21 protein-coding genes are annotated in these 21568 nt (G+C 62.4%); 17 read left to right on the forward strand and 4 right to left on the reverse strand.

From position 1 onward, the window contains the following. The first annotated feature begins 32 nt into the window (after positions 1-32). Complete coding sequence (gene proB, locus LG409_RS01460; protein ID WP_227408083.1) at positions 33-1193, forward strand: glutamate 5-kinase; 1161 nt, start codon at positions 33-35, stop codon at positions 1191-1193. On the opposite strand, the gene LG409_RS01465 is transcribed toward proB, so the two are convergent. Continuing rightward, entirely contained in the window at positions 1166-2185 is a 1020-nt protein-coding gene (locus tag LG409_RS01465) for a DUF1853 family protein (protein WP_227407459.1), read from the reverse strand. The genes proB and LG409_RS01465 overlap by 28 nt on opposite strands. A gap of 102 nt (positions 2186-2287) precedes the next feature. After that, positions 2288-3601, reverse strand: a complete 1314-nt coding sequence (locus tag LG409_RS01470; RefSeq protein WP_227407460.1) for a ferredoxin reductase family protein — start codon at positions 3599-3601, stop codon at positions 2288-2290. A 198-nt stretch (positions 3602-3799) separates the two neighbouring features. Between LG409_RS01470 and LG409_RS01475 the strand changes: the two genes are divergently transcribed. Further along, positions 3800-5149 carry a Glu/Leu/Phe/Val family dehydrogenase gene (locus LG409_RS01475; protein ID WP_227408084.1) on the forward strand — a complete coding sequence of 450 codons (1350 nt, stop codon included), beginning with the start codon at positions 3800-3802 and terminating at the stop codon, positions 5147-5149. 88 nt (positions 5150-5237) lie between these two features. On the opposite strand, the gene LG409_RS01480 is transcribed toward LG409_RS01475, so the two are convergent. Continuing rightward, complete coding sequence (locus LG409_RS01480) at positions 5238-5714, reverse strand: PepSY domain-containing protein (protein WP_039183184.1); 477 nt, start codon at positions 5712-5714, stop codon at positions 5238-5240. Positions 5715-5838: 124 nt separating this feature from the next. On the opposite strand from LG409_RS01480, the gene LG409_RS01485 reads away from it, so the two are divergent. From LG409_RS01485 to LG409_RS01540, 12 genes are all read left to right on the forward strand, one after another. Next, a complete protein-coding gene (locus LG409_RS01485) occupies positions 5839-6201 on the forward strand; it encodes a PepSY domain-containing protein (protein ID WP_144984335.1) in 363 nt (120 codons plus the stop codon). A gap of 12 nt (positions 6202-6213) precedes the next feature. Further along, positions 6214-6888, forward strand: a complete 675-nt coding sequence (locus LG409_RS01490) for a winged helix-turn-helix domain-containing protein (RefSeq protein WP_144984332.1) — start codon at positions 6214-6216, stop codon at positions 6886-6888. Beyond that, positions 6885-8255: a sensor histidine kinase gene (locus tag LG409_RS01495; protein ID WP_227407462.1), complete on the forward strand. Its 1371-nt coding sequence runs from the start codon at positions 6885-6887 to the stop codon at positions 8253-8255. The genes LG409_RS01490 and LG409_RS01495 overlap by 4 nt, the downstream gene beginning before the upstream one ends. A 10-nt stretch (positions 8256-8265) precedes the next feature. Then, positions 8266-10212 carry an alkaline phosphatase family protein gene (locus LG409_RS01500; protein ID WP_227407463.1) on the forward strand — a complete coding sequence of 649 codons (1947 nt, stop codon included), beginning with the start codon at positions 8266-8268 and terminating at the stop codon, positions 10210-10212. 98 nt (positions 10213-10310) lie between these two features. Beyond that, complete coding sequence (locus LG409_RS01505) at positions 10311-12059, forward strand: bifunctional diguanylate cyclase/phosphodiesterase (protein ID WP_039183171.1); 1749 nt, start codon at positions 10311-10313, stop codon at positions 12057-12059. A gap of 129 nt (positions 12060-12188) precedes the next feature. Continuing rightward, on the forward strand, positions 12189-13169 hold the full coding sequence (gene phnD / locus LG409_RS01510) for a phosphate/phosphite/phosphonate ABC transporter substrate-binding protein (RefSeq protein ID WP_039183168.1): 981 nt from the start codon (positions 12189-12191) through the stop codon (positions 13167-13169). Positions 13170-13277: 108 nt separating this feature from the next. After that, positions 13278-14162, forward strand: coding sequence for a phosphonate ABC transporter ATP-binding protein (gene phnC / locus LG409_RS01515; protein WP_096921597.1), 885 nt, complete (start codon positions 13278-13280; stop codon positions 14160-14162). Further along, positions 14159-14986, forward strand: coding sequence for a phosphonate ABC transporter, permease protein PhnE (gene phnE, locus LG409_RS01520; protein WP_016915878.1), 828 nt, complete (start codon positions 14159-14161; stop codon positions 14984-14986). The genes phnC and phnE (LG409_RS01520) overlap by 4 nt, the downstream gene beginning before the upstream one ends. 34 nt (positions 14987-15020) lie before the next feature. After that, the gene (gene phnE, locus LG409_RS01525) at positions 15021-15836 is read left to right on the forward strand and encodes a phosphonate ABC transporter, permease protein PhnE (RefSeq protein WP_016915879.1); all 816 of its coding nucleotides are present in this window, start codon (positions 15021-15023) and stop codon (positions 15834-15836) included. Positions 15837-15848: 12 nt separating this feature from the next. After that, the gene (locus tag LG409_RS01530) at positions 15849-16478 is read left to right on the forward strand and encodes a histidine phosphatase family protein (RefSeq protein ID WP_039181483.1); all 630 of its coding nucleotides are present in this window, start codon (positions 15849-15851) and stop codon (positions 16476-16478) included. A gap of 112 nt (positions 16479-16590) precedes the next feature. Beyond that, positions 16591-17070 carry a C40 family peptidase gene (locus LG409_RS01535; RefSeq protein ID WP_144984320.1) on the forward strand — a complete coding sequence of 160 codons (480 nt, stop codon included), beginning with the start codon at positions 16591-16593 and terminating at the stop codon, positions 17068-17070. 251 nt (positions 17071-17321) lie between these two features. After that, positions 17322-19037, forward strand: coding sequence for a putative bifunctional diguanylate cyclase/phosphodiesterase (locus LG409_RS01540; RefSeq protein ID WP_227408085.1), 1716 nt, complete (start codon positions 17322-17324; stop codon positions 19035-19037). 10 nt (positions 19038-19047) lie between these two features. Here the strand turns inward: LG409_RS01540 and LG409_RS01545 are convergent, their stop codons facing one another. Further along, on the reverse strand, positions 19048-19647 hold the full coding sequence (locus tag LG409_RS01545; RefSeq protein WP_039181472.1) for a putative metalloprotease CJM1_0395 family protein: 600 nt from the start codon (positions 19645-19647) through the stop codon (positions 19048-19050). A gap of 72 nt (positions 19648-19719) precedes the next feature. Between LG409_RS01545 and LG409_RS01550 the strand changes: the two genes are divergently transcribed. The 3 genes from LG409_RS01550 (at position 19720) to LG409_RS01560 (ending at position 21567) form a co-directional block, all read left to right on the forward strand. After that, positions 19720-19950, forward strand: coding sequence for a DUF2835 family protein (locus tag LG409_RS01550; RefSeq protein ID WP_039181469.1), 231 nt, complete (start codon positions 19720-19722; stop codon positions 19948-19950). A 114-nt stretch (positions 19951-20064) separates the two neighbouring features. Next, a complete protein-coding gene (locus LG409_RS01555; RefSeq protein WP_227407464.1) occupies positions 20065-20646 on the forward strand; it encodes an antibiotic biosynthesis monooxygenase in 582 nt (193 codons plus the stop codon). Between the two features lie 249 nt (positions 20647-20895). Then, complete coding sequence (locus LG409_RS01560; RefSeq protein ID WP_189463003.1) at positions 20896-21567, forward strand: glutathione S-transferase; 672 nt, start codon at positions 20896-20898, stop codon at positions 21565-21567. Position 21568: the final 1 nt, after the last annotated feature.

Raw genomic sequence — 21568 nt, forward strand, 5'->3', positions numbered from 1 at the left:
GCGTGCCGACCAGGATGAATCGCGTGAGCGCAATGGCGTGGGAGAGTCGCGACGTGGAACACAACGAGCAGTTGCCGGGCCGTGAGGCGCTGAGTAGCGCCCGCCGGATAGTGGTCAAGATTGGCAGCGCGCTGCTCACCAACGATGGTCGCGGGCTGGATGAAGCGGCCATTGGCGGCTGGGTGGATCAAATTGCTGCCCTGCACCAGCAGGGTATCGAAGTGGTGCTGGTCTCTTCGGGAGCCGTGGCGGCAGGCATGGTACGCCTGGGGTGGCAGGCACGCCCCAGCGCCGTGCATGAACTGCAGGCGGCGGCGGCCGTGGGGCAGAACGGGCTCACCCAGTGCTACGAGCAGCACTTTGCTCGCCACGGCATGCTCACCGCGCAAATTCTGCTCACCCACGACGACCTCTCCAACCGCAAGCGCTACCTGAACGCACTGTCGGCGCTGCGCACCCTGGTCGAGATGCGCGTAGTGCCGGTGATCAACGAAAACGATACCGTCGTCACCGACGAGATCCGCTTTGGCGATAACGACACCCTGGGCGCGCTGGTGGCCAACCTGCTCGAAGCCGATGCGCTGCTGCTGCTCACCGATCAGGAGGGCCTGTTCGATGCCGACCCGCGCCATCATCCTGACGCTCGATTGATTGCCGAAGGCCGTGCCGATGACCCACGGCTGGCCGCCGTGGCAGGCAGCGGCGGTGCGCTGGGCCGAGGGGGCATGAGCACCAAGGTGCGTGCCGCGCAGCTGGCGGCGCGTTCCGGCGCGGTAACGGTGATCGCCAGCGGCCGTCAGCCCGAGGTGATCACCCGTATCGTGCAGGGCGAACCGCTGGGCACGCTGCTGCGCCCGGACCAGGCGCCCATGGCGGCCCGCAAGCGCTGGCTGGCAGGGCAGCTACAGGTACGCGGTACGCTGGTGCTGGATGCCGGTGCGGTCAACGTGCTGCGCGGCAAAGGCTCCAGCCTGCTGGCCGTGGGCGTGCGGGACGTACAGGGCAGCTTCAGACGCGGCGACATGGTGCTGTGTGTGGACGAACAGGGCGCACGGGTCGCCAAGGGGCTGGTCAACTACGGTGCCGATGAGGCACGCCAGCTGGCGGGCCAGCCCAGCCACCAGATCGAGGCCATCCTCGGCTATGTGGAGTCCCACGAGCTGATTCATCGCGATAATCTGGTGGTGGTGTAAGGCGGCAGCGGTATTTGCTGTGGCCAGCCGTCCGGCACGATCATCACCCGCAACGGGGGGTGAGCCGGGTGGCTGAGCATCACCTGCTGAGGCCCGTAGCGGTCGATCAGCGGCATCACGCTGGCCGTTTGTAGCGCCAGTGCATCGAAGGCTTCCGGCAGCGGCGGCGCCAGCCAGTGAGGCTTTTCCAGCCAGGCCATGCTGGGTGCGTCGGCGTAGCTCTCTGCCAGTGCTGGCCAATCCTTCCTGTAGCACCACAGCCCGCGCCGGTGGTCAGGCGTTGCCCCGTCCGGCGGTGGCAGCGTTGCGTGCCACGGGTAGAACAAGACGCCGGGCATGGCCACTCGGGGCTGCAAGGCGGGCAGGGTTTCGCCGCTGTCGCGGGGGGCGAGCCAGTGGCGCAGCAAGTGTCGCGCAGGTGGCGTACACGACAGCGGCAGCTGATGCTGGCGCAGGTGCTGGCACTTCAGCGCCAGACTATCCAACCCTCCGGGGCCGACCCAACGGCTCTGGCTCGTCTGCTCTCCAGGCCCTTCGGGCAACCCCAGATAAAACTTGATGGCCACCTCCAGGTGCATGGGCGCCGGGTTCTGCCGAGTACGGTAGAGAATATCCAGCTCGCCCAGCGTCAGGCGGCGCTGGGTAATGCGTACGTTGTGGCCCAGCAGGCGAGTGTTGGGCGCGCTGTCCAGCAGCAGATGCCACAGCCGTTCATGGTAATGCCCCATGCGCTGAGGCGGTACACGACGTGTCGGTCGAGCAGCCGTCTGTCGAGGCACGGCTGAAGACTCATCCTGCCGAAAATGGTCCGCATGGCGGGCCAGCCAGGCGTGACGCTGTGCGGCGCTGGCCAGGCCCAGCTCGGCGGGAGTGGGGCGGCCAGCCAGATCGGCCAGCGTCACCAGGTCCGGGGTTGCCAGCAGCCACAGCATGTCGCGCAGCAGCCGCTGCGGCGAGTGGGGCCAGACGCCTTCCAGGCAGCCGTCGCTCATGCCATCAACGTAGCCAGAGGGCCAGCAGCGTCAGGGCAATCAACACGACCAGCGTGGCAGTGCCCAGGTGGCGGGCGTAGTGGTGCAGCATGCGAACCTCTCTCAGACGATGTCGAAGCGATCGGAAAAAATGTGCGTCGGCGGTATGCCGTGGGCAATCAGCCCGCGTTCGGCGCTATCCATCATCGGGTCTGGGCCGCAAATGTAACAGTCGATCCGCGGGTCCAGGTCCGGCAAGACACGTTTGATCAGCGCCTCATCCACATAGCCGGTTTCGCCCTGCCACCCTTCGTGCGGGTCGGACAGCACGTGAACCACTGTCAGGGGCAGCGCTTTGCTGAGCGTTTCCAGGTGCTCACGGAAGGTGGCTTCCTGCCAGGTCGGGTTGGCATAGATCAGCCAGATAGGGGGCGCCTTGCCTGTATCACGAAAGCTGCGCAGCATGCTGATGAACGGGGTGATACCGATACCGCCCGCCAGCATCACGATGCCATGGGGGTTATCGGGATTGGGAATGAAGGCGCCGTATGGCCCTTCGATGAACGCTCGTGTGTTGGCCTTGACCTTGGGCAGCGTACGGGTGAAGTCCCCCAGCCGCTTGGCACTGAAAGCCACCCTGCCCGGCTGTGATGCGCTGGAAACGATGGAAAAAGGGTGCTGCTGCAAGGCAAAAGGGGTGTTGCCCAAGGTGATCCAGAAAAACTGCCCGGGCTGGAAGTCCAGCTGGTGCTGGCCATCTGCCTCCAGCGTCAGCGTCGTGGTATCGCCTCGCTCCAGCTGGTTATCCACCACGCGCCAGGGCTGGCGGCGCAGTCGCCACGGGCGCAGCAGGCGAGTTTCCACCAGCAGCCCTAGCGGCAGCAGGAGCAGCAGGGCAAAGACGCCCGAGGTGACGACGCCTTGGGTGTAGCGCTGAGCCATCAGCGCATGCCCCAGCCCGCCCATGACCACGAAAGCGGTCAGGCCGCCATGCAGCAGTCGCCATGTCTCGTAACTCAACCCCAGCCGCTTGCGCCATAGCGAGGTGACCACCAGGGTCAGGCTGGCCAGCAGCAGGGCCATCAGGGCCAGGGCGCGGAGGGTGTCCTCGCGGGGGTCGAGATAGTGCAGCAGGCTGGGCTCGGCGATGAATGTCAGCGTGGGATGCGCCAGTACCAGCAGCAGGGCACCGATCCCCAGCTGGCGATGAAACTGCAGCACGTTGTCGAACCCTGCGCGATTGCCAAAGCCGTGACGGCCTGAAATCAGCGCTTGCAGCGCCATGATGCTCAGCGCCAGCGCGCCCAGCAATACGCCTGCCTCGGCCAAGGCGCTGCGTGGAGCTGGCGGCGACACCAGCAGCCAGCTCACCGGCAGTAATGCCAGCACCATGTAGAGAGTGACCCAAAGCAGCGCTTGGCGGATGACGTGGTTCACGAATGCTTCTCCTTGTGCGTCCTTGCGAATGGCGAGTATTGCCCCGTCTTCCTGTGGGTAGCTTGTCCAAGTGTGGGAAAAACCGGGCATTTCGCAAGTCTAGCCGCCAACGCGGCAGGAACTGCTACGCTGACTGAAGTGGCCATCGAGAGTCAGTATGGCCGATAGCGCCAGCATTCACCCGACAGGAGCAGCATGATGGGCAAAGGAAAGTCGAAGAAACGCCAGTCGAGCAAGTCCGCCACGTCATCTTCCCCCGTGTCCGCGAAAACGCCACAGCAGCTGACCCCCGATACCGGGGCTGCCCTGTTTGAAGATGCCCGTTCGCGGCTGGTGGACGTGTTCGAGGCGCTGAAGATTCACCCGGATGCTCAGGCGCGTTTGATGCAGCCGAGCCTTTCATTGCAGGTCAGCGTGCCGGTGCGCATGGATGATGGCAGCCTGAAGGCGTTTCCCGCCTGGCGCGTGCAGTACGACACCAGCCTGGGGCCTGCCAAGGGCGGGGTCCGCTTCCATCCGGACGTGAACCAGCATGAAGTCACCACGCTGAGCTTCTGGATGGCGGTGAAGTGCGCGGTGGTCAACCTGCCTTACGGCGGCGGCAAGGGCGGCGTTCAGGTGGATGCCAAGTCGCTGTCGTCGCTGGAGCGAGAGCGGCTGGCGCGAGGCTATATCCGCGCCATCGCCGACATCATGGGGCCAGACCGCGACATACCCGCACCGGACGTGAATACCGATGCCACGGTGATGGGCTGGATGATCGATGAGTACGAGCACATCCTGCGCGCCCAGGCGCCAGCCGCCATCACGGGCAAACCGCTGCCGCTAGGAGGCTCGCCAGGCCGGGTGGAAGCCACTGGCCGTGGCGCGCTCAAGGTGCTCGACCTGTGGGCGGCGCAGCGGGAGCGGGCGCCGGAAGAGACCACCGTGGCGGTGCAGGGCTTCGGCAACGCCGCGTACCACTTTGCCCGTTTGGCCAGTGCCGAAGGGTACCGCGTGGTCGCGGTTTCCGACTCCAGCGGAGGCCGCTATGCGGCGGACGGTCTGGATATCGAAGCGCTGAAAAAGGACAAGCAGTCCCACGGCAAGCTGTCGAAGAGTCAGCAGGGGAAAGCCCTGAGTGGCGAGCAGTTGCTGGCGCTGGAGGTGGATGTGCTGGCCCTGGCCGCGCTGGAGAATCAGGTACATGGCGACAACGTGGCCGAGGTGCAGGCTGGCGCCATCCTGGAGATCGCCAACGGCCCGCTGACCAGTGACGCCGACCGGGCACTCGAAAAGCGCGACGTGGACGTGCTGCCCGACGTACTGGTCAATACCGGCGGAGTCGTGGTCAGCTACTTCGAGTGGTTGCAGAATCGTGCCGGTGAAAAGTGGAGTGAAGAGCAGGTCAACGAGCGGCTGAATACCCTGCTGGAGCGCGAGGCAAGCCAGGTACTGAAGCGGGCCGAGCAAGAGCAGGTGTCGTTTCGTCACGCGGCGTACTGTCAGGGCATCGAGCGGATTGCCGAGGCGATCATGGCCCGCGGCAACTGCCAGGACTGCCGCTAGTCCACGGTGTCGAGGCGTCATGACGGCATGACGATGGCATGAAAAAGGCGGGCCACCAGGGCCCGCCATGCAAGGTTGCTCGCGCGTATCAGTCGCGGTCGATCTCGGTGATCTGGAACGAACCCTGACGCATCTTGATGTCCAGTTCGCGGCCATTCTGGTCGCGCCCTTCGATGTCGATGCTGCCGCTCTTGTTGATCTCGATCTCCTCGAACTCCGTCATGCCTTCTTGGCTGGCGATATTGAGCGCCTGACGTACATCGTCTTCGGTCATGCCCCAGGCACCGGTGATCAAACGCTTGCGCTCTTCTTTCAGGGTATCGCCGTTATCCAGCGAGAACTCGATATCGGCATACCACTCATCGTCCAGCCAGCCTTCGACTTCGGCGCGCCCACGGCTCTTGACGCTGATCTCTTCATAGTGCGTAAAACCATAATCGCTGGCGTAGGTCAGAATGTCGTCGATGCGATCCACCGGCTGGGTATCGGCATACACGGTGCTGGCGGCTGCGCTCAGTAGCAGGGCAGAGGCAGGAATCATCAGCATTTTTTTCATGGCGTTCATCACAAGCTCCTTTTTTCACGATATGTCAGTTGAAGCGACGAGACAGTTATAGCAGCCGGGGTCTTACCGGAAGCTGACAAAGTCGTTCATCTACCGTTCATGTTGACTTTGGCATGCTGGCATCATGAAAACCATGACCGCTTTCCTACGCTCCTTACGCACCTGGCCCCGCCTTCGGGTGATGGCCTGCGCGTTGGCGCTTGTCTGGATGGGTAACGCCATTGGCGACCAGCCCTGGCAAGCGCTGCACGGTGAAGTGGGGCGCGGCGATGTGGTGCCGCTGGAAACGATACTCGACTGGCTCGAAGAGCGTTACATTGGCGATATTCTGGAAATCGAGATCGACCGGGACGACGGGCTGGTGGAGTATGAGATCAAGATGCTGGGGCCCCAGGGGCAGGTGGTCGAGTTCGAATTCGATGGTCACAGCGGCCAGTTGATGAAGATCGAAGGTGTCCGCATTCGCGAGATGCAGCGTAACCCATGAAAGGATAGCGTGATGAAGTGTTTGCTGGTAGAGGATGACCAGGCGCTTGCCCGTGAGCTGAGCCAGGCCCTGCGTGAAGGCGATTGGATCGTCGAGCGAGCCGAAAATGGTCAGGAAGCCGACTTTCTGGTGCGTACGGAAGCCTACGATACGGTGATCCTGGACATCGGCCTGCCGGATGGCGATGGCACCCGCTGGCTCTCCTCCTGGCGGGAGGATGGCATCGACCTGCCGGTGCTGATCTTGACCGCTCGCGAGCGTTGGGCCGACAAGGCCGCGGGGTTTACTGCCGGGGCCGATGACTACGTGACCAAACCCTTCGAGCCCGCCGAAGTGCTGTTTCGGCTGCGCGCCCTGGCGCGACGCACCCATGGCCACGCCCACCCGGTGCTACGGGTAGGCGAGTTGAGCCTGGATACCCACACCCAGCACGTTACCCTGGCAGGCAGGCCCGTCAGCCTGACCGCCCAGGAAACCCGTCTGCTGAGTTATCTCATGCATGCCGCGCCGCGGGTAGTAAGCCGCAGTGAGCTCTCGGAGCACGTCTATGACCGTGACCACGAGCCCGACTCCAACGTCATCGACGTGCAGGTCAGCCGCCTGCGGCGCAAGCTGGGTGCCTGGCGTATCGCCACCCTGCGCGGCCAGGGGTATCGCCTGCTGGCCGATGAGCCCGACACGCCATGAGCGCTGCCGAGCTGCATTGGCGTCAACGCTGGGCCAGCCGCTCCATCCACCTGCGCTTGCTGCTGGCAGCGCTGCTGATCGTGCTATTGGCCCTGCCGGTGGCGGGTGGGCTGCTGGCCCATCATTATCGTAGCGCCGCCGTGAACGCGTTCGACGAGCGTCTCGAAGCGACGCTCAACGTGATCATTGCCGGTGTTGCCTACGACCCACTGAGCCAACAGCTGCGCTATGAACGTGCCTTGGGCGACCCCCGCTTCGAATACGTGTTTTCAGGCTGGTATTGGCAGATCACCGACAGCGAGCAGCACACGGTGGCGTCGCGCTCGCTATGGGATCAGCGGCTGTCCGTGACCCACAGCGAACAGGTGTCTGCACGGACCTTGCCAGGGCCTAGAGGGCAGCAGTTGCGAGTGGTGGAGCGGGATATCTATCTGGCGCCTTTGGAATCGCCGCTGCACGTCAGCGTGGCCGCCCGTGACGATGCCCTGGTGGCTGAAATCCAGGCCTTCCAGCGCATGCTGTGGTTAGGCCTGCTGGGGCTTGGCGCGGTGTTGCTGGGGGTGCTGGCGCTCCAGGTGCGTTGGGGGTTGGCGCCGTTACGGCGCATGAATGCCAACCTGCGCGACGTGGAGCAGGGCCGTGCCGAGCAATTGGATACCCGACTGCCGCAAGAGCTGGCCACCCTGGCCAGCTCCATGAACGCCGTATTGGCGCGCGACCAGCGGCTGATCGAGCGCGGACGCTATACGGCGGGTAATCTGGCCCACGCCCTCAAGACGCCGCTCAGCGTCATGCGTCTGCTGGTGAAGCAGCTGCCCAGCGACAGCCGAGCCACCTGGGACGTAGAGCTTTCGCGAATCGACAATGCGGTGCGTCACCACCTGGCCCGGGCCTCGGCGGCCGGGGACAGCGGGCGCTTCGCCGCCATTGACCTGCAGGCCACCCTGGCGCCGCTGATGAGCGGATTGGCGCGTCTTGCCCAGCGGCGGCACATCACCCTGACGCAGACCGTGGATAGCCAGATGCGGGTACACCTGGACGACCAGGACCTGCAGGAGATGGTGGGCAATTTGCTCGATAATGCCCTGCGCTGGGCCAGCCAGACGGTGCATGTGAGCTTTCAGGCGCAGCAAGGCGTATTGAGGCTGACGGTGAGCGATGACGGCCCCGGCATGACCGCCGAGGAGTGCCAGGAGGCCGTGCAGCGCGGCAAGCGCTTGGATGAGCAGCGTTCCGGGAGTGGGCTGGGGCTGGCCATCGTGGCCGATCTGGTGGCCCTGTATGGTGGGCAGATGCGCCTGCAGCGCGCCGAACAGGGCGGGCTGGAGGTGGTGATCGAACTACCCGTGCTGGCCGCGCGGGCCTGAAGGAGCAACGATGATCGACGTCACCGAAACACTGCCTGACGTACTGGTGGGTCCGCTGCTGCGTCGCTTGTCGCCGTCACGCCTGGTGATGTGGCTGGTGGCCACGCGACCGCTGGCTCTCCAGCTGGTTCTGTTTCCGGACACCCCCGACCAGCAAACCTACCCACTGTCTCGCCAGGATCACCAATGTGTGGCCATCGGCGAGCGGGCCTACCTGTACTGCATCGACCTGAGCTTGCCCAGGGCACTGCCCACCGATATACGCATCGCCTACGACCTGCAGGTACAGAGCCGCCAGGGCGTATGGCAGCGCCTTCCCGAGTGGGCACCGTGGTTATGTCACGCCGGGCAGGCCTACCCGGCCTTTGTGCTGGCATCGCGTCACCACCGCCTGATGCACGGCTCCTGCCGCAAGCCCCACCACGACAGCCCCGATGGTCTGGTGCGTGCCGATGCCTGGCTGGCCGAGCGCCAGGAAGCCCCTGGCGAGTGGCCTGCCTGGCTATTGATGACCGGTGACCAGGTCTACGTGGATGACGTGGCAGGCCCCACCCTGCGCGCCGTGCATGCACTCATCGCCCGGCTGGGGCTGGCCGATGAGCAGTTGGAAGGCGCCACGGTGAACGATAGCCAGGCGCTCTATGCGGCTCCCGAAACCTATTATCATCGCGAGTCGCTGCTGCCGGATGTCACCAGCAACGCGGCCCTGCGCGAGCGTTTCTTCGGTGGGGTGAAAAAGCCGGTGTTCACCTCGGCGCACGCCCAGAACCACCTGATGACCCTTGCCGAAATGCTGGCCATGTATTGTCTGGTCTGGTCGCCGACTCCCTGGCAGATCATTGCGCCCACGCCTCCCGAGCTGGCCGAGCAGGAGGCCGAAGCGTACCGTACCGAACAGGCGGTCATCGATGCCTTCGTGGCAGGTCTGCCCCAGTGCGCGCGGTTGATGGCCCACGTGCCCAGCCTGATGATCTTCGACGATCACGACGTCACCGATGACTGGAACCTGACCGCCGATTGGGAGCGCTGTGCTTATGGGCATCCGTTCTCCAAACGCATCATTGGCAACGCGCTGGTGGCCTACCTGCTTTGCCAAGGGTGGGGCAATGCCCCGGACAAACTCAACCCGCTGCTGCATCAGGTCGGCACGTTGTTCGATGGGTCGGGCACCTTGAACCCCCAGGCCCAGGACAGCGTGATCGAGCGGCTTCTGCGCTTTCAAGGGTGGGAGTTTCAGGTGCCAGGGGCCCCCGCGCTGATCGTGCTCGATACCCGTACGCGCCGCTGGCGCAGTGAGCGCAACCCCAAACGGCCCTCCGGGCTGATGGACTGGGAGGCGCTCATGGAGATGCAGCAGGCGCTGTTGGGCACCCCCAGCGCGGTGATCGTCTCGCCTGCCCCGATGTTCGGGGTCAAGCTGATCGAGGGCATTCAAAAGCTGTTTACCCTGGCCGGCAAACCGTTGATGGTGGATGCCGAAAACTGGATGGCCCATCGCGGTGCCGCCAGCGTGCTGCTGCACATCTGGCGGCACTCCAAGACACCCGGCAACTACGTGATCCTGTCGGGCGACGTGCACTACTCCTTTGCCTACGACATCGTCGTACGCGGGCAGGAGCAGGCCCCGCATCTGTGGCAGATCACTTCCAGCGGCGTGAAAAATACCTTCCCTCGGCGGCTGCTGGATACCTTCGATCGGCTCAATCGTTGGCTATACGCGCCGCTGTCGCCCCTCAACTGGTTTACCCAGCGGCGCAAGCTCAGCATCTACCCTCGGGACCCCGAGCAGGCCAGCGCTGGCGAGCGGCTGTGGAATGCCAGCGGGATAGGCCTGGTCAGTCTCGACGAGAACGGGCGTCCCACCGATATTCGTCAGTTGGATGCCCGCGGTGGCGACGCGGTGTTTCCGCCGCCGGACATCCCCGGCATGAAGGCGCCCACCGGTGGTTCGTCATGAAAATGTCATGTAAATGACGCACGCTTGCTGCCCTGGCACCTTCCTGATGGAGTTGACAAGTCATAGGGATCGTTGACGTTTGACAGGGCAGCAGGCACATGACCGCACAAGAAACTCAGTGGCTTCACCAGATTATCGCGGCAGAAGAGCTGCACGTACTTTTTCAGCCCATTGTCGATGCCAATCAGCAGGCCATTTATGGCTACGAAGCGCTGATCCGTGGCCCCAGCACCTCTCCGTTGCATTCACCGCTAAGGCTGTTCGACGTGGCGACCCAGGCTGGTCTGCTGGTGGAGCTGGACCTGCTTTGCCGACGGCTCGCCATTCGCCGTTTTGCCGAACTCGCACTCCCTGGGCTGCTGTTCCTCAACGTCATGCCGCTGACCATCGTCGAGCGTGATTTCCGCGAGGGGCTGACGCTGGGCTTCATTCAGGAGAGTGGCCTGCCGCCGGAGCGGGTGGTGATCGAGCTGACCGAGCACGTGCCCATCCACGATTACGACCTGATGCGCCAGGCGGTGGCCCACTACCGCGACATGGGGTTTCAGGTGGCCCTGGATGACCTGGGGGCCGGTCACTCCAGCCTGCGCCACTGGGCGGAGCTGCGCCCGGATTTCGTCAAGCTGGACCGCCATTTCATTTCCGGCATCGATCAGGAGCCCGCCAAGCGGGAGTTTCTGCGCTCGATACTGGACGTCGCCAAAAGCCTCGACTGCCAGCTCATCGCAGAAGGGGTCGAAACCGCGGCAGAGCACCTGTGCCTGTGGGAGCTGGACCGTGGATTGGCGCTATTGCAGGGTTTCTACTTCGCACGTCCCAGCGTTCAGCCGCCTGTTCAGCTCAATACGCTGCTGCCCGCCACCACGCAATTGAAAACTCCCGCCGGGCGTACGGCGCATACCATCCTGCGCAGCGTGGAGGCCGTGGCGCCCAGTGTGTCAGTGCCCACGTTGGCGGAACGGTTTCGTGAAACGCCGCATCTGCGCTGCGTGGCCGTGATCGAACAGGGCGTGCCCATTGCCGTGGTGCGGCGCAACGGGTTCCTGACGCTGTTCACCAACCCTTATAGCCATTCGCTGTACGCCAAGCGCTGCGTGCTGGACATCGCCGATCGCAAGATGCTGGTGGCCGCCGCCGACATGCCCCTGGAAACGCTGAGCCAGCAGCTGACCGACAGCCGCGACATCGAACAGGAGGACTTCGTCATCGTCGATGGCGAAGGGCAGTATCTGGGTATGGGCAATATCGTCGATTTGCTGCGCGAGATCACCGCCATCCAGGTGCGTCAGGCGCGCCATGCCAATCCACTCACCGGGCTGCCCGGTAACATCCTGATCAATGAAACCCTCACGGCCTATCTGAGCCAGGGCAATGGCTTTGCCGCTGCCTACGTGGATCTGGATAACTTCAAGGCGTTCAACGATGCCTATGGTTATGCCCGCGGGGACCATGTGATCATCTCGCTGTCGCGGCTGCTGCAGGCTCAGGTGGAAAGCGCGGGGGGCTTCATCGGACATATCGGTGGCGACGACTTCATGATGCTGTTACCGCTGGAGCACTGGGAGAGCGTGTGCCAGCAGATTCTGGCCTCCTTCGAGGTCATGGCCCCGAGTTTCTACGAGGAAGAGGACCGCCAGAGAGGCGGGCTTTCCATCGAAAGCCGTCAGGGAGGCGTCAGCTTTTTCCCTTTCGTCAGCGTGTCGGTAGCCGTCAAGCCCATCAGTGACCCGGGCCACTGCAAGGCCCTGGACATTGCCAGCCAACTCTCCGAACTCAAGCACCAGGCGAAGAAGATTGCCGGGAACAGCCTGTTCGTGGAACGGCGTGGCTGCTGCGTGGAGCAGTGAGCCGACAAAGCAGCAGGTCGTTCACGCGGGTGTCATGTAGACGTCACGAAGTTGTCACCCGCCAGACCCGCCGCTGTCATCTTGGGGCGTCAGGATACATCCACCTCTTACTACCCCGTTAGGTGATCCATGCAATCCTCTCGTCTCTCTACCGTGTCACTCTCGCGCACCCTGATCAGTGCTGCCGTTGCCAGTGCCTTCGCTTTCAGTGCGATGAATGCGGCTGCCGACCTCTCCTCACGCTACGTGGACAACGATGGCGACATGGTGGCCGATATCCCCAGCGATGAGTCTCGGTTGGTCGATCCGGACACGCTGGTCTTTGCTTACACGCCGGTTGAAGACCCGGCGGTCTACGCCGACGTATGGGCGGGTTTTCTGGATCACCTGAGCGAAGCGACGGGTAAACGCGTTCAATTCTTCCCGGTGCAGTCGAATGCTGCCCAGCAGGAAGCGCTGCGCGCTGGCCGTCTGCACGTGGCTGGCTTCAACACCGGTGGCGTACCGGTGGCGGTCAACTGTGGCGGCTTCCGTCCCTTCGCCATCATGGCGGCCGAAGATGGCAGCTACGGTTACGAAATGGAGATCATCACCTACCCCGGTAGCGGTATCGACGGCATGGAAGACCTGCAGGGTCGTCAGTTGGCCTTCACTTCCGAAACGTCCAACTCGGGCTTCCGCGCACCGTCCGCGCTGCTGCGCTCCGAGTACGGTCTGGAAGCCGGTGATGACTTCGAAACGGCGTTCTCCGGCTCCCACGACAACTCCATCCTGGGCGTCATCAACAAGGATTACGATGCGGCGGCCATTGCCAACTCCGTTGCCCATCGCATGCTGTCACGGGGTGTCATCAACGAGGGTGACTACGAGGTGATCTACACCTCCGAAACCTTCCCCACCACGGCATACGGCACCGCCCACAACCTGACGCCCGAACTGCAGCAGCAGATTCAGGATGCGTTCTTCAGCTACGACTGGGAAGGCACCGCCCTGCAGGCGGAGTTCGAGAACTCAGGCGAAGCGCAGTTCATTCCCATCAGCTATGAAGAGCACTGGTCGGTCATCCGCACCATTGCCGATGCCAATGGCGTCACTTACGACTGCGATTGATTCCAGCGCTGCGTGACCCTGTCGGCCAGGAGGGCAACCTTCTGGCCGACGCGTTATGGGGTCGAGTCAGTTGAACGTTTTGAGCGACAAGCAAACGAGGCATTCCACATGTTGACACTCACTGGCGTTGGCAAGCGTTACCCGACGGGCGACCGCGCGCTGACCGATATTCACCTATCGCTGCCCAAAGGCCAGGTGATGGCGCTGATTGGGCCATCGGGTGCAGGCAAAAGTACCCTGATCCGCTGCGTCAATCGTCTGGTGGAACCCAGCCAGGGCAGTATCCGCCTGGAAGAGACCGAACTGACCAAACTGTCGGGCAGCCGCCTGCGTCACGCACGTCGCTCCATGGGCATGATTTTTCAGGAATACGCCCTGGTGGACCGGCTGACCGTCATGGAAAACGTGCTGTCGGGCCAACTGGGCTATGTCGGCTTCTGGCGCAGCTTCTTGCGCCGCTACCCCCAGGAAGCCGTTGCTGAAGCATTTCGTCTGTTGGAGCGGGTGGGCTTGCCCCATGCCATCGACAAGCGCGCCGATGCGCTGTCGGGTGGCCAGCGCCAGCGTGTCGGCATCGCCCGCGCACTGCTGCAAAGCCCCAAGTTATTGCTGGTGGATGAACCCACCGCCAGCCTGGACCCCAAAACCTCGCGCCAGATCATGCGTCTGATTCGCGAGCTGTGCGCCGAGCGCGAGCTGGCTGCCATCATCAACATTCATGACGTGGCTCTGGCGCAGCAGTTTGCCGACCGCATCGTGGGCCTGCGTGCCGGACAAATCGTCTTCGACGGCAAGCCCAGCGAACTCACCAGCGAGATCCTCACCACCATCTATGGGGAAGAGGACTGGGACACCACGCCCGAGCCCGCCGACGAAGAAGATGAGCCATCGCAGGTAGCCCTTGCGCCCACATCGGCAGCGCCCACGTCGGCAGCCAAAGCACACCATGACGCGCGGCCGCTCACCCAGGTTGCCAGTGGAGGCGCGCTATGAGCACGGCAGACGCCACGGCGCGCCAGCAAGCTGCGCGCCAGGGTCAGTGGCGGCGTTTGCCGCTGATCGAAAACCCACGGTTGCGCTGGGGCCTGGCCATTGGTGTGGTGGTGTATCTGGTGCTGGCGCTGTCGTCGGTGCAGGTCAACTGGGCGCGGGTGGCGGAAGGCTCCGGTCGAGCGCTCAACTTTCTAGGGGCCTTTTTGCAGCCCGATTTCCTCAGCCGCCAGAACGACATCATCGCCGGGCTGATGGAAAGCCTGACCATGACGCTGACCTCCACCGTGATCGGCGTCTTGCTGGCGATTCCGGTAGGGCTGGGCGCGGCACGCAACATTGCCCCGCTGCCCATCTATACCCTGTGCCGCGCCATCATTGCCATCTCGCGGACGTTTCAGGAGATCATCATCGCCATTCTGTTCGTGGTGATGTTCGGCTTCGGGCCGTTTGCGGGCATGCTGACGCTGGCCTTCGCCACCATCGGTTTCATGGCCAAGCTGTTGGCAGAAGATATCGAGGACCTGGACTGGAAACAGGTCGAAGCCGTGCGTGCCACGGGGGCAAGCTGGTGGCAAACCATGAACCATGCGGTGCAGCCGCAGGTGATGCCGCGCTTGATCGGGCTCTCCATGTACCGTCTGGACATCAATTTCCGTGAATCGTCGGTGATCGGCATCGTCGGCGCGGGGGGCATTGGCGCCACGCTGAACACCTCGCTGAGCCGTTACGAATACGGCACTTCGGCGGCGATCCTGCTGATCATCATTGCCATCGTGCTGATGAGTGAATACGCCTCCAGCCATGTGCGCCGCTGGACCCAGTAGCGCTGCGATGCCTTAACCCGTAAAGGAAATTTCCATGCCCGTTTCGAGTTCCCCCCAAGGCGTGCCGCAGTGGCAGCGGCGCACCACCCGTGCCCAGTGGCTCCAGTATGTGGCCTGGCTGGCAGGTATCTGCCTTTTCCTGCTCTGCTGGAAAGTGATCTCCGACAACACCATGTGGGTGTTCGTGGAGGATGCTGGCCGCCAGGGCAGTGACCTGATCAACCGCATGATGCCGCCCCGGTGGGAGTACGCCAGTGTCCTCTGGAAGCCCATGTGGGACACCCTCAACATCGCCACGCTAGGCACCGCGCTGGGCATCGTCATGGCGTTTCCGGTGGCGTTTCTGGCGGCTCGCAACACGACGCCCCACCCCCTGGTGCGCAGCCTGGCGTTGACCATCATCGTTTCGTCACGCTCCATCAACTCACTGATCTGGGCGATGCTGCTGGTGACCATTCTCGGCCCCGGCGTGCTGGCGGGCATCATTGCCATTGCGCTACGCTCCATTGGGTTCGTGGGCAAGCTGCTCTATGAAGCCATCGAAGAGATCCACCCCACGCCCGTCGAGGCCATCAGCGCTACCGGGGCGAGCCGCCTGCAGGTCATGAACTACGGCGTGTTGCCCCAGGTGATGCCCGCGTTCGCCGGTATCAGCGTGTACCGCTGGGATATCAACATTCGTGAGTCCACGGTGCTGGGGCTGGTGGGCGCAGGCGGCATCGGGCTGCAGCTCAACGCCTCGATCAACAGCCTGGCCTGGAATCAGGTCAGTGTCATCTTCGTGCTGATCTTTGCCACCGTGCTGGTGTCCGAGTGGGTCTCTGCCCGCGTGCGCCACGCCATCATCTGACCGGGAGATACCATGCGCTTTCCTGATGCCGACATCATGACCATCGACCTGATGCGCCACGGTGAGCCACTGGGTGGCCGCATGCTGCGCGGCAGCACCGACCACCCCCTCAGCGAAACCGGTTGGCAGCAGGCCACGGCGGCCGTGATGCGTCACACGGTCGATGGCAGGCCGCCGTTCGATGCCATCGTCAGTTCCCCCCTGGCGCGCTGCCATGAGTTTGCCTTGTGGTTGGGGGAGGAGTTCGACCTGCCCGTGCAGGTGGACGATGACCTGGCCGAGCTCTATCTGGGACGCTGGGAAGGCAAGACCCATGACCAGGTGTTTGCCGAGGAGGGGCACGCGCTGATGAACGCCTTCTGGCACGATCCCACCACGGCAGCGCCGCCGGAAGGGGAAAGCCTGGCGGCGCTGGATGCCCGGGTGAGTGAAGCATGGCAGCGCCTGCTGAGCCGCCCGCCGGGCAAGCACGTGCTGGTGGTGGCGCATCTGTTCGTCTGCAATGCGCTGCTGCGTCAGGTGATTGCCCAGCCGCTGACCCACGGGCTGGTGATGGACCTGCCTTACGCCGCCATGAGTCGACTACGCCACGAGCGCCATGCGCTGGGCGAAACGACCTTCGTGGAGTGGATCGGTCGCTGAGATGCGTTGCCTGATACGCCCTTTCGGATGCTCTCCCGTATAGGCGGCTAGCGGGCACGCGTGACCTGGGCCATGATAGAGACACCCTATCGAGGCTTCTCAGGAGTGCCCCATGCCGTTTGCCCGCGTTTATTCCCTCCTGTCTCTGGCCCTGCTGTTAGTACTGGCCGGTTGTGCCAGCAAGGACGTGGCTCCCCCTGCAAAGCCTCCCGTGCAAGGGGGCATGTCACTGGAGCGTGCGCTGATTCTCTCTTATGCCCAGCAATCCATCGGCATTCCTTATCGCTTTGGCGGCAACTCACCGGATGGTCTGGACTGCTCTGGTCTGGTCGAAATGACCTACCGCGCTGCCGGGTTGCGTGTGCCCCGCACGGCGGACGGCCAGTACCGCGCTCTGCCTCGTGTCGATGCCCCCCGCCCAGGCGATCTGCTGTTCTTTGGCGAGGGCAGCAAGGCCACCCACGTGGGCATTTATGGCGGTAATCGCCAGATGATCCATGCCCCGGGCAGTGGCCGTGCCGTGGTCAGCGTTCCGCTGGATATCGACTACTGGCAGCAGCGTTTTCTGGGCGCGGCCTCCCTGGCGCCCTAGCAGCAACCGAAAAGGCTCCGGTAATCACACGTTGCCTTTGCGAATGCCGGCACGCGCGTTGATAGAGCGCTGTTGCCGCCAGGAACATAGCGGGCAAGACGGTGTTAATATGGCGAAAAGTCATTAAATTAACGCTGTTTAGACGAGGAGAGCAGAGACGCATGTGCCCGCCCTTGAATGACCCAAAGGAGCAGTCTTTGCCTCACACCGCTACGTCTGCCCATGCGCAAGCCTCGGCGTGGCGCGTGGCAATGTCCACGCTGGATACACAAGACACTGCCTCGCCCAGCGAGTCGGCATTTCGCTATGCCAATGAAGCCATTATCATCACCAATGCCGATAACCGCGTGATGGAGGTGAACCCGGCGTTCAGTGAGCTCACGGGGTTGGCGCTGGACGATGTGCGGGGCAAGACCCCGGAAACGTTCAGTATCCTGCCGCTGGACGACCACCGCAGCGTACGTTTGATGCGTGAAGAGCTGCAGCTACGTGATCGCAGCAAAAGCCAGGTCAGCTACCGCAGCCATGATGGTCAGTTCTATCCTGGCATGATGTCGATCAATCGCGTCCGCGACACCCAGGGTCGGGTGGACCACCATGTCATGGTGCTGGCAGACCTGTCGGCCATTCCTGCCCATGCGCGGCACCTCAACCGCGAAGTCTATTTCGATGCCTTGACCGGTTTGCCCAACCTGCAGCTGTTGACGCAACTGATTCAGGAGTCGATTCAGCACGCGGAAAACCAGCAGCAGACGCTGGCGGTATGCTCACTGGATATCGACCACTTTCAACTCATCAACGAGCGTCTTGGTCTTCCGGTGGGGGACGAGCTGTTGTCGGCATTTGCGCAGCGCCTCAGCCACTTGCTGTTCGGTGATGACGTGCTGGCCCGCATTGGGGGCGACGAGTTCGTCTTGCTGCTGCATCATGGGGTCGATGACGTGTTTTTCGAGAAGCTGCTGGCCTCCATTCGTCAGCCGCTGATGATCGAAGGGCAAACCGTTTACTTGACCGCGAGCCTGGGCATCACCCGTTATCCCCATGATCATGTGCAGGGGGATGTGCTGTTGCGCCACGCCAACCAGGCCATGTATCGCGCCAAGCAGCGCGGGCGCGATACCTATCACTTTTTCGACCCTCATCACGACCGTTTGCTGCAAGTCCGCCATGAGCAGCGCCAGCGTTTCATGGATGCCCTGACCCACGATGAGCTGCGACTACACTATCAGCCCCAGGTGGACATGCGCAGTGGTCAGGTCGTCGGCGTGGAGGCATTGATCCGCTGGCAACATCCCGAACGCGGGCTACTGTCACCGGCGCAGTTCCTGCCCGCCATCGATGCTACACCGCTGGAAATCGACCTGGGTGAATGGGTAATCGAGCAGGCACTGCGCCAGTTGGCGAGCTGGCAAGTGGCCAACATCGTCCTGCCCATCAACGTCAACATCAGCCCCGCACACCTGCTGACCAGCCAGTTCAGCCAGCGTCTGGCCGCGCTGTTGGCACGCTATCCTTCCGTCTCGCCTGCGTTGCTGAAACTCGAAGTGCTGGAAAGCGCGGCCATGCATGATGTGACCGCCGCGCTGAAAACCATGGCGCACTGCCAAGCACTGGGCGTCAGCTTTGCGATCGATGATTTTGGCACCGGATTCTCATCGCTGACCCATCTGCGTCAACTGCCGGTCAACTTGATCAAGATCGATCAGAGTTTCGTGCGTGACATGCTGGTGGATCATGATGACATGGCGATTGTCGAAAGCGTCATTTACATGGCCAACCGCTTTCAGCGGCCGATGCTGGCCGAGGGGGTCGAAACCCTCGAACATGCCAGGGCGCTGATGGTATTGGGCTGCGAGCTGGCCCAGGGCTATGGTATCGCTCGGCCGATGCCGCCCGAAGCGCTGCCGGGCTGGCTTGAGCAGTGGCCGCTACGCGATGACTGGCATGGTTTGAGCCGCCTGCAGTGAGGCAGGTGGCTCAGGCGGCCTGCTCGGAGGATGGGGGCATGGGCTCGGTCGGATCACTGGGCTCGCCCCCTCGGGCCTGGTTCATCTCGCTTTGCTCTCGGGCAGCTTCAAGGCGGGCTTCCAGCAGGTACTGACGCGCTTGGGCGGCCACCTGCAGGTCCTTGGGTGAGGGGTCGGCGGGGGCAAGGGCTGCGGCAATCACGGTCTGCATTTTTTCGATGGTGGCCTGGGGGTCCCCAGGCACCGGGCCATAGTCGATGGACACTTCACCCGCGACCGCATAGCGCTGCCCATCAGGGCCGATTTCGTACTCGTAGGTGGCGCCTCCCGTATAAGGCCCGCCAACGGTTTGGTGCGCCATTTCGTGCTGGCGCACCGCGCGATCGGTCTGTTTGAGCTGCTCCAGCTGCTGGATCTCTTCGGGTTCCAGTGGGGTGCCGTCGGGGCGGGTGGGGCCCGCCGTTGCCGAGGCCGTTTCATCGCTGGCAGCTTCCTCGTCGGCATCGCCTGTGCGCTGGGCTTGGGGTTCGGCAGTGACCCGTGCGTTGGGCAGGGTCGGCGAAGGCCAGAGCGTTGCGCTGTAGGAAGCGCCGAGTGATGAAAGATCCATGAGCAGTTACCGATATGATGATCGTATCCAGTATGATGCAGTATCAGCGACACTACTCGATTACGCAACGCCATGCCTTCCATTGACGTGATGATCCATTTGACGGCAGCCGAATGCCTAGCCCATTACGAAGGGCAGTACGACAACGTGCGCGCGCGCAGCGTGGATGGCCGCTGGGTGATCTTCCCGGCCACTGCATTGCGCCGCGTAGTGGGACGTGACGGCGTGAATGGCGTGTTTCGACTGTTCTTTACCGATCAGGGTAAATTCCACGATATTGTGCCTTTGGCACCGCATGCCTAGCTGTGCCCGTGGGGTTTTCTCTCTATAATGTAGCCGTGTGCTTCAGGCGTACCCACCTGAATGCCTGCAACCCGCCTACCCGGCAGTGGTTGCCTACTTATCAGGAGATCACCCATGTCTACCTCACCTGTCACCTTGATGGTGGCGCGACGTGTGGCCAATGGCCGCTATCAGGACTTCATCCGTTGGCTCAACGAAGGCCGTGAGTTGGCTGCCGACTTTCCGGGCTATCTGGGCTCAGGGGTGCTGGCACCGCCCCAGGACGATGACGAATATCAGATCATTTTCCGTTTCGAAAGCGCAGCGCGACTCGCTTCCTGGGAGCACTCCGCTTCGCGCCATGCCTGGCTGCAGCGCGGAAAAGGGCTCTACGATGCACCTCACGAGCACCGCGCCACCGGTCTGGATAGCTGGTTCAACGTGGCCCCCAATGGCGCTGCGCCCCCGCGTTGGAAACAAGCCGTCGCTGTCTGGCTGGCATTTTTTCCTGTCTCACTGCTGTTTCACTGGCTGTTTGGTAGCCTGCTGGCCGAGTGGGCGCTGATTCCACGCGTGTTGCTCAGTACGCTGGTGCTGACGCCTGTGATGGTGTTTGTATTTATTCCGCTTTCAACGCGGTTGCTGGCGCCTTGGCTGCAGGGTAAATGGTCACCGAGGGATATGATTCACCGGATGTGGCAACAGTACAGGACATGACTCGTGACGATTCTTATGGTCACTATTTTTAGTGATTATTATAATTAAAAACAGTTGCTTAAGATTTGTCTAAAATGTTCTGGAAGACGTTTTTCGCAAAGACGTGCTAAATATTCTCAGTGCGTGGATGTCTCTATGGGGTTCAACGCTGCAATAGTGCTAAGCTGGAATCATCAAGCTAACGCGTGCAGTCAATGGATGCTGGTATCAGCCTAAACGCTGAGTACCAAGTCGCCTTATGGAGTAGTCATGATCCGCGTACATCATCTGGAAAAATCACGTTCTCACCGAATTTTATGGCTGTTGGAGGCTCTCGAACTGGAGTATGACATCGAGGTCTATCAGCGCGATCCGAAAACACAGCAAGCCCCTGACGCCCTTAAAAAAGTGCACCCGTTGGGCAAGTCACCCGTGATTACCGATGGCGAACTGACCGTCGCCGAGTCGGGGGCAATCATCGATTATCTGGTCAACCGATACGGAAAAGAACGTTTCCAGCCCTCGGCGGAGAACAGTAACGAGTGGGTTAATTATCGTTACTGGATGCATTATGCCGAAGGCTCTTTAATGCCGCTGTTGGTGATGGGATTGGTATTTAGTCAAATTCCTAAACAATCGCCGTGGTTCGTCAGGCCCATTGCCCAGGGTATTAGCGGCACTGTTCAAAAACGCTTCCTGCAACCACAGTTGAAACAACATCTTGGCATGATCGAGTCGCACTTGAAGGCCCACGGCAATTTTGCCGGTGAGTTCCCGAGCGGTGCGGACGTTCAAATGAGCTTTCCTATGCAGGCCGTGGCCGCCACCCAATCGCTGGATGCCTTTCCGGCGATTACCGCCTTCGTGGCACGTATTCAGCAGGACCCGGCCTGGCAACGGGTCGTGGAACGCGCAGGGCCACTGACCATGCCCGGTGAGTGAC

Source organism: Halomonas sp. NyZ770 (assembly GCF_020616575.1).
GTDB lineage: Bacteria > Pseudomonadota > Gammaproteobacteria > Pseudomonadales > Halomonadaceae > Vreelandella > Vreelandella hamiltonii.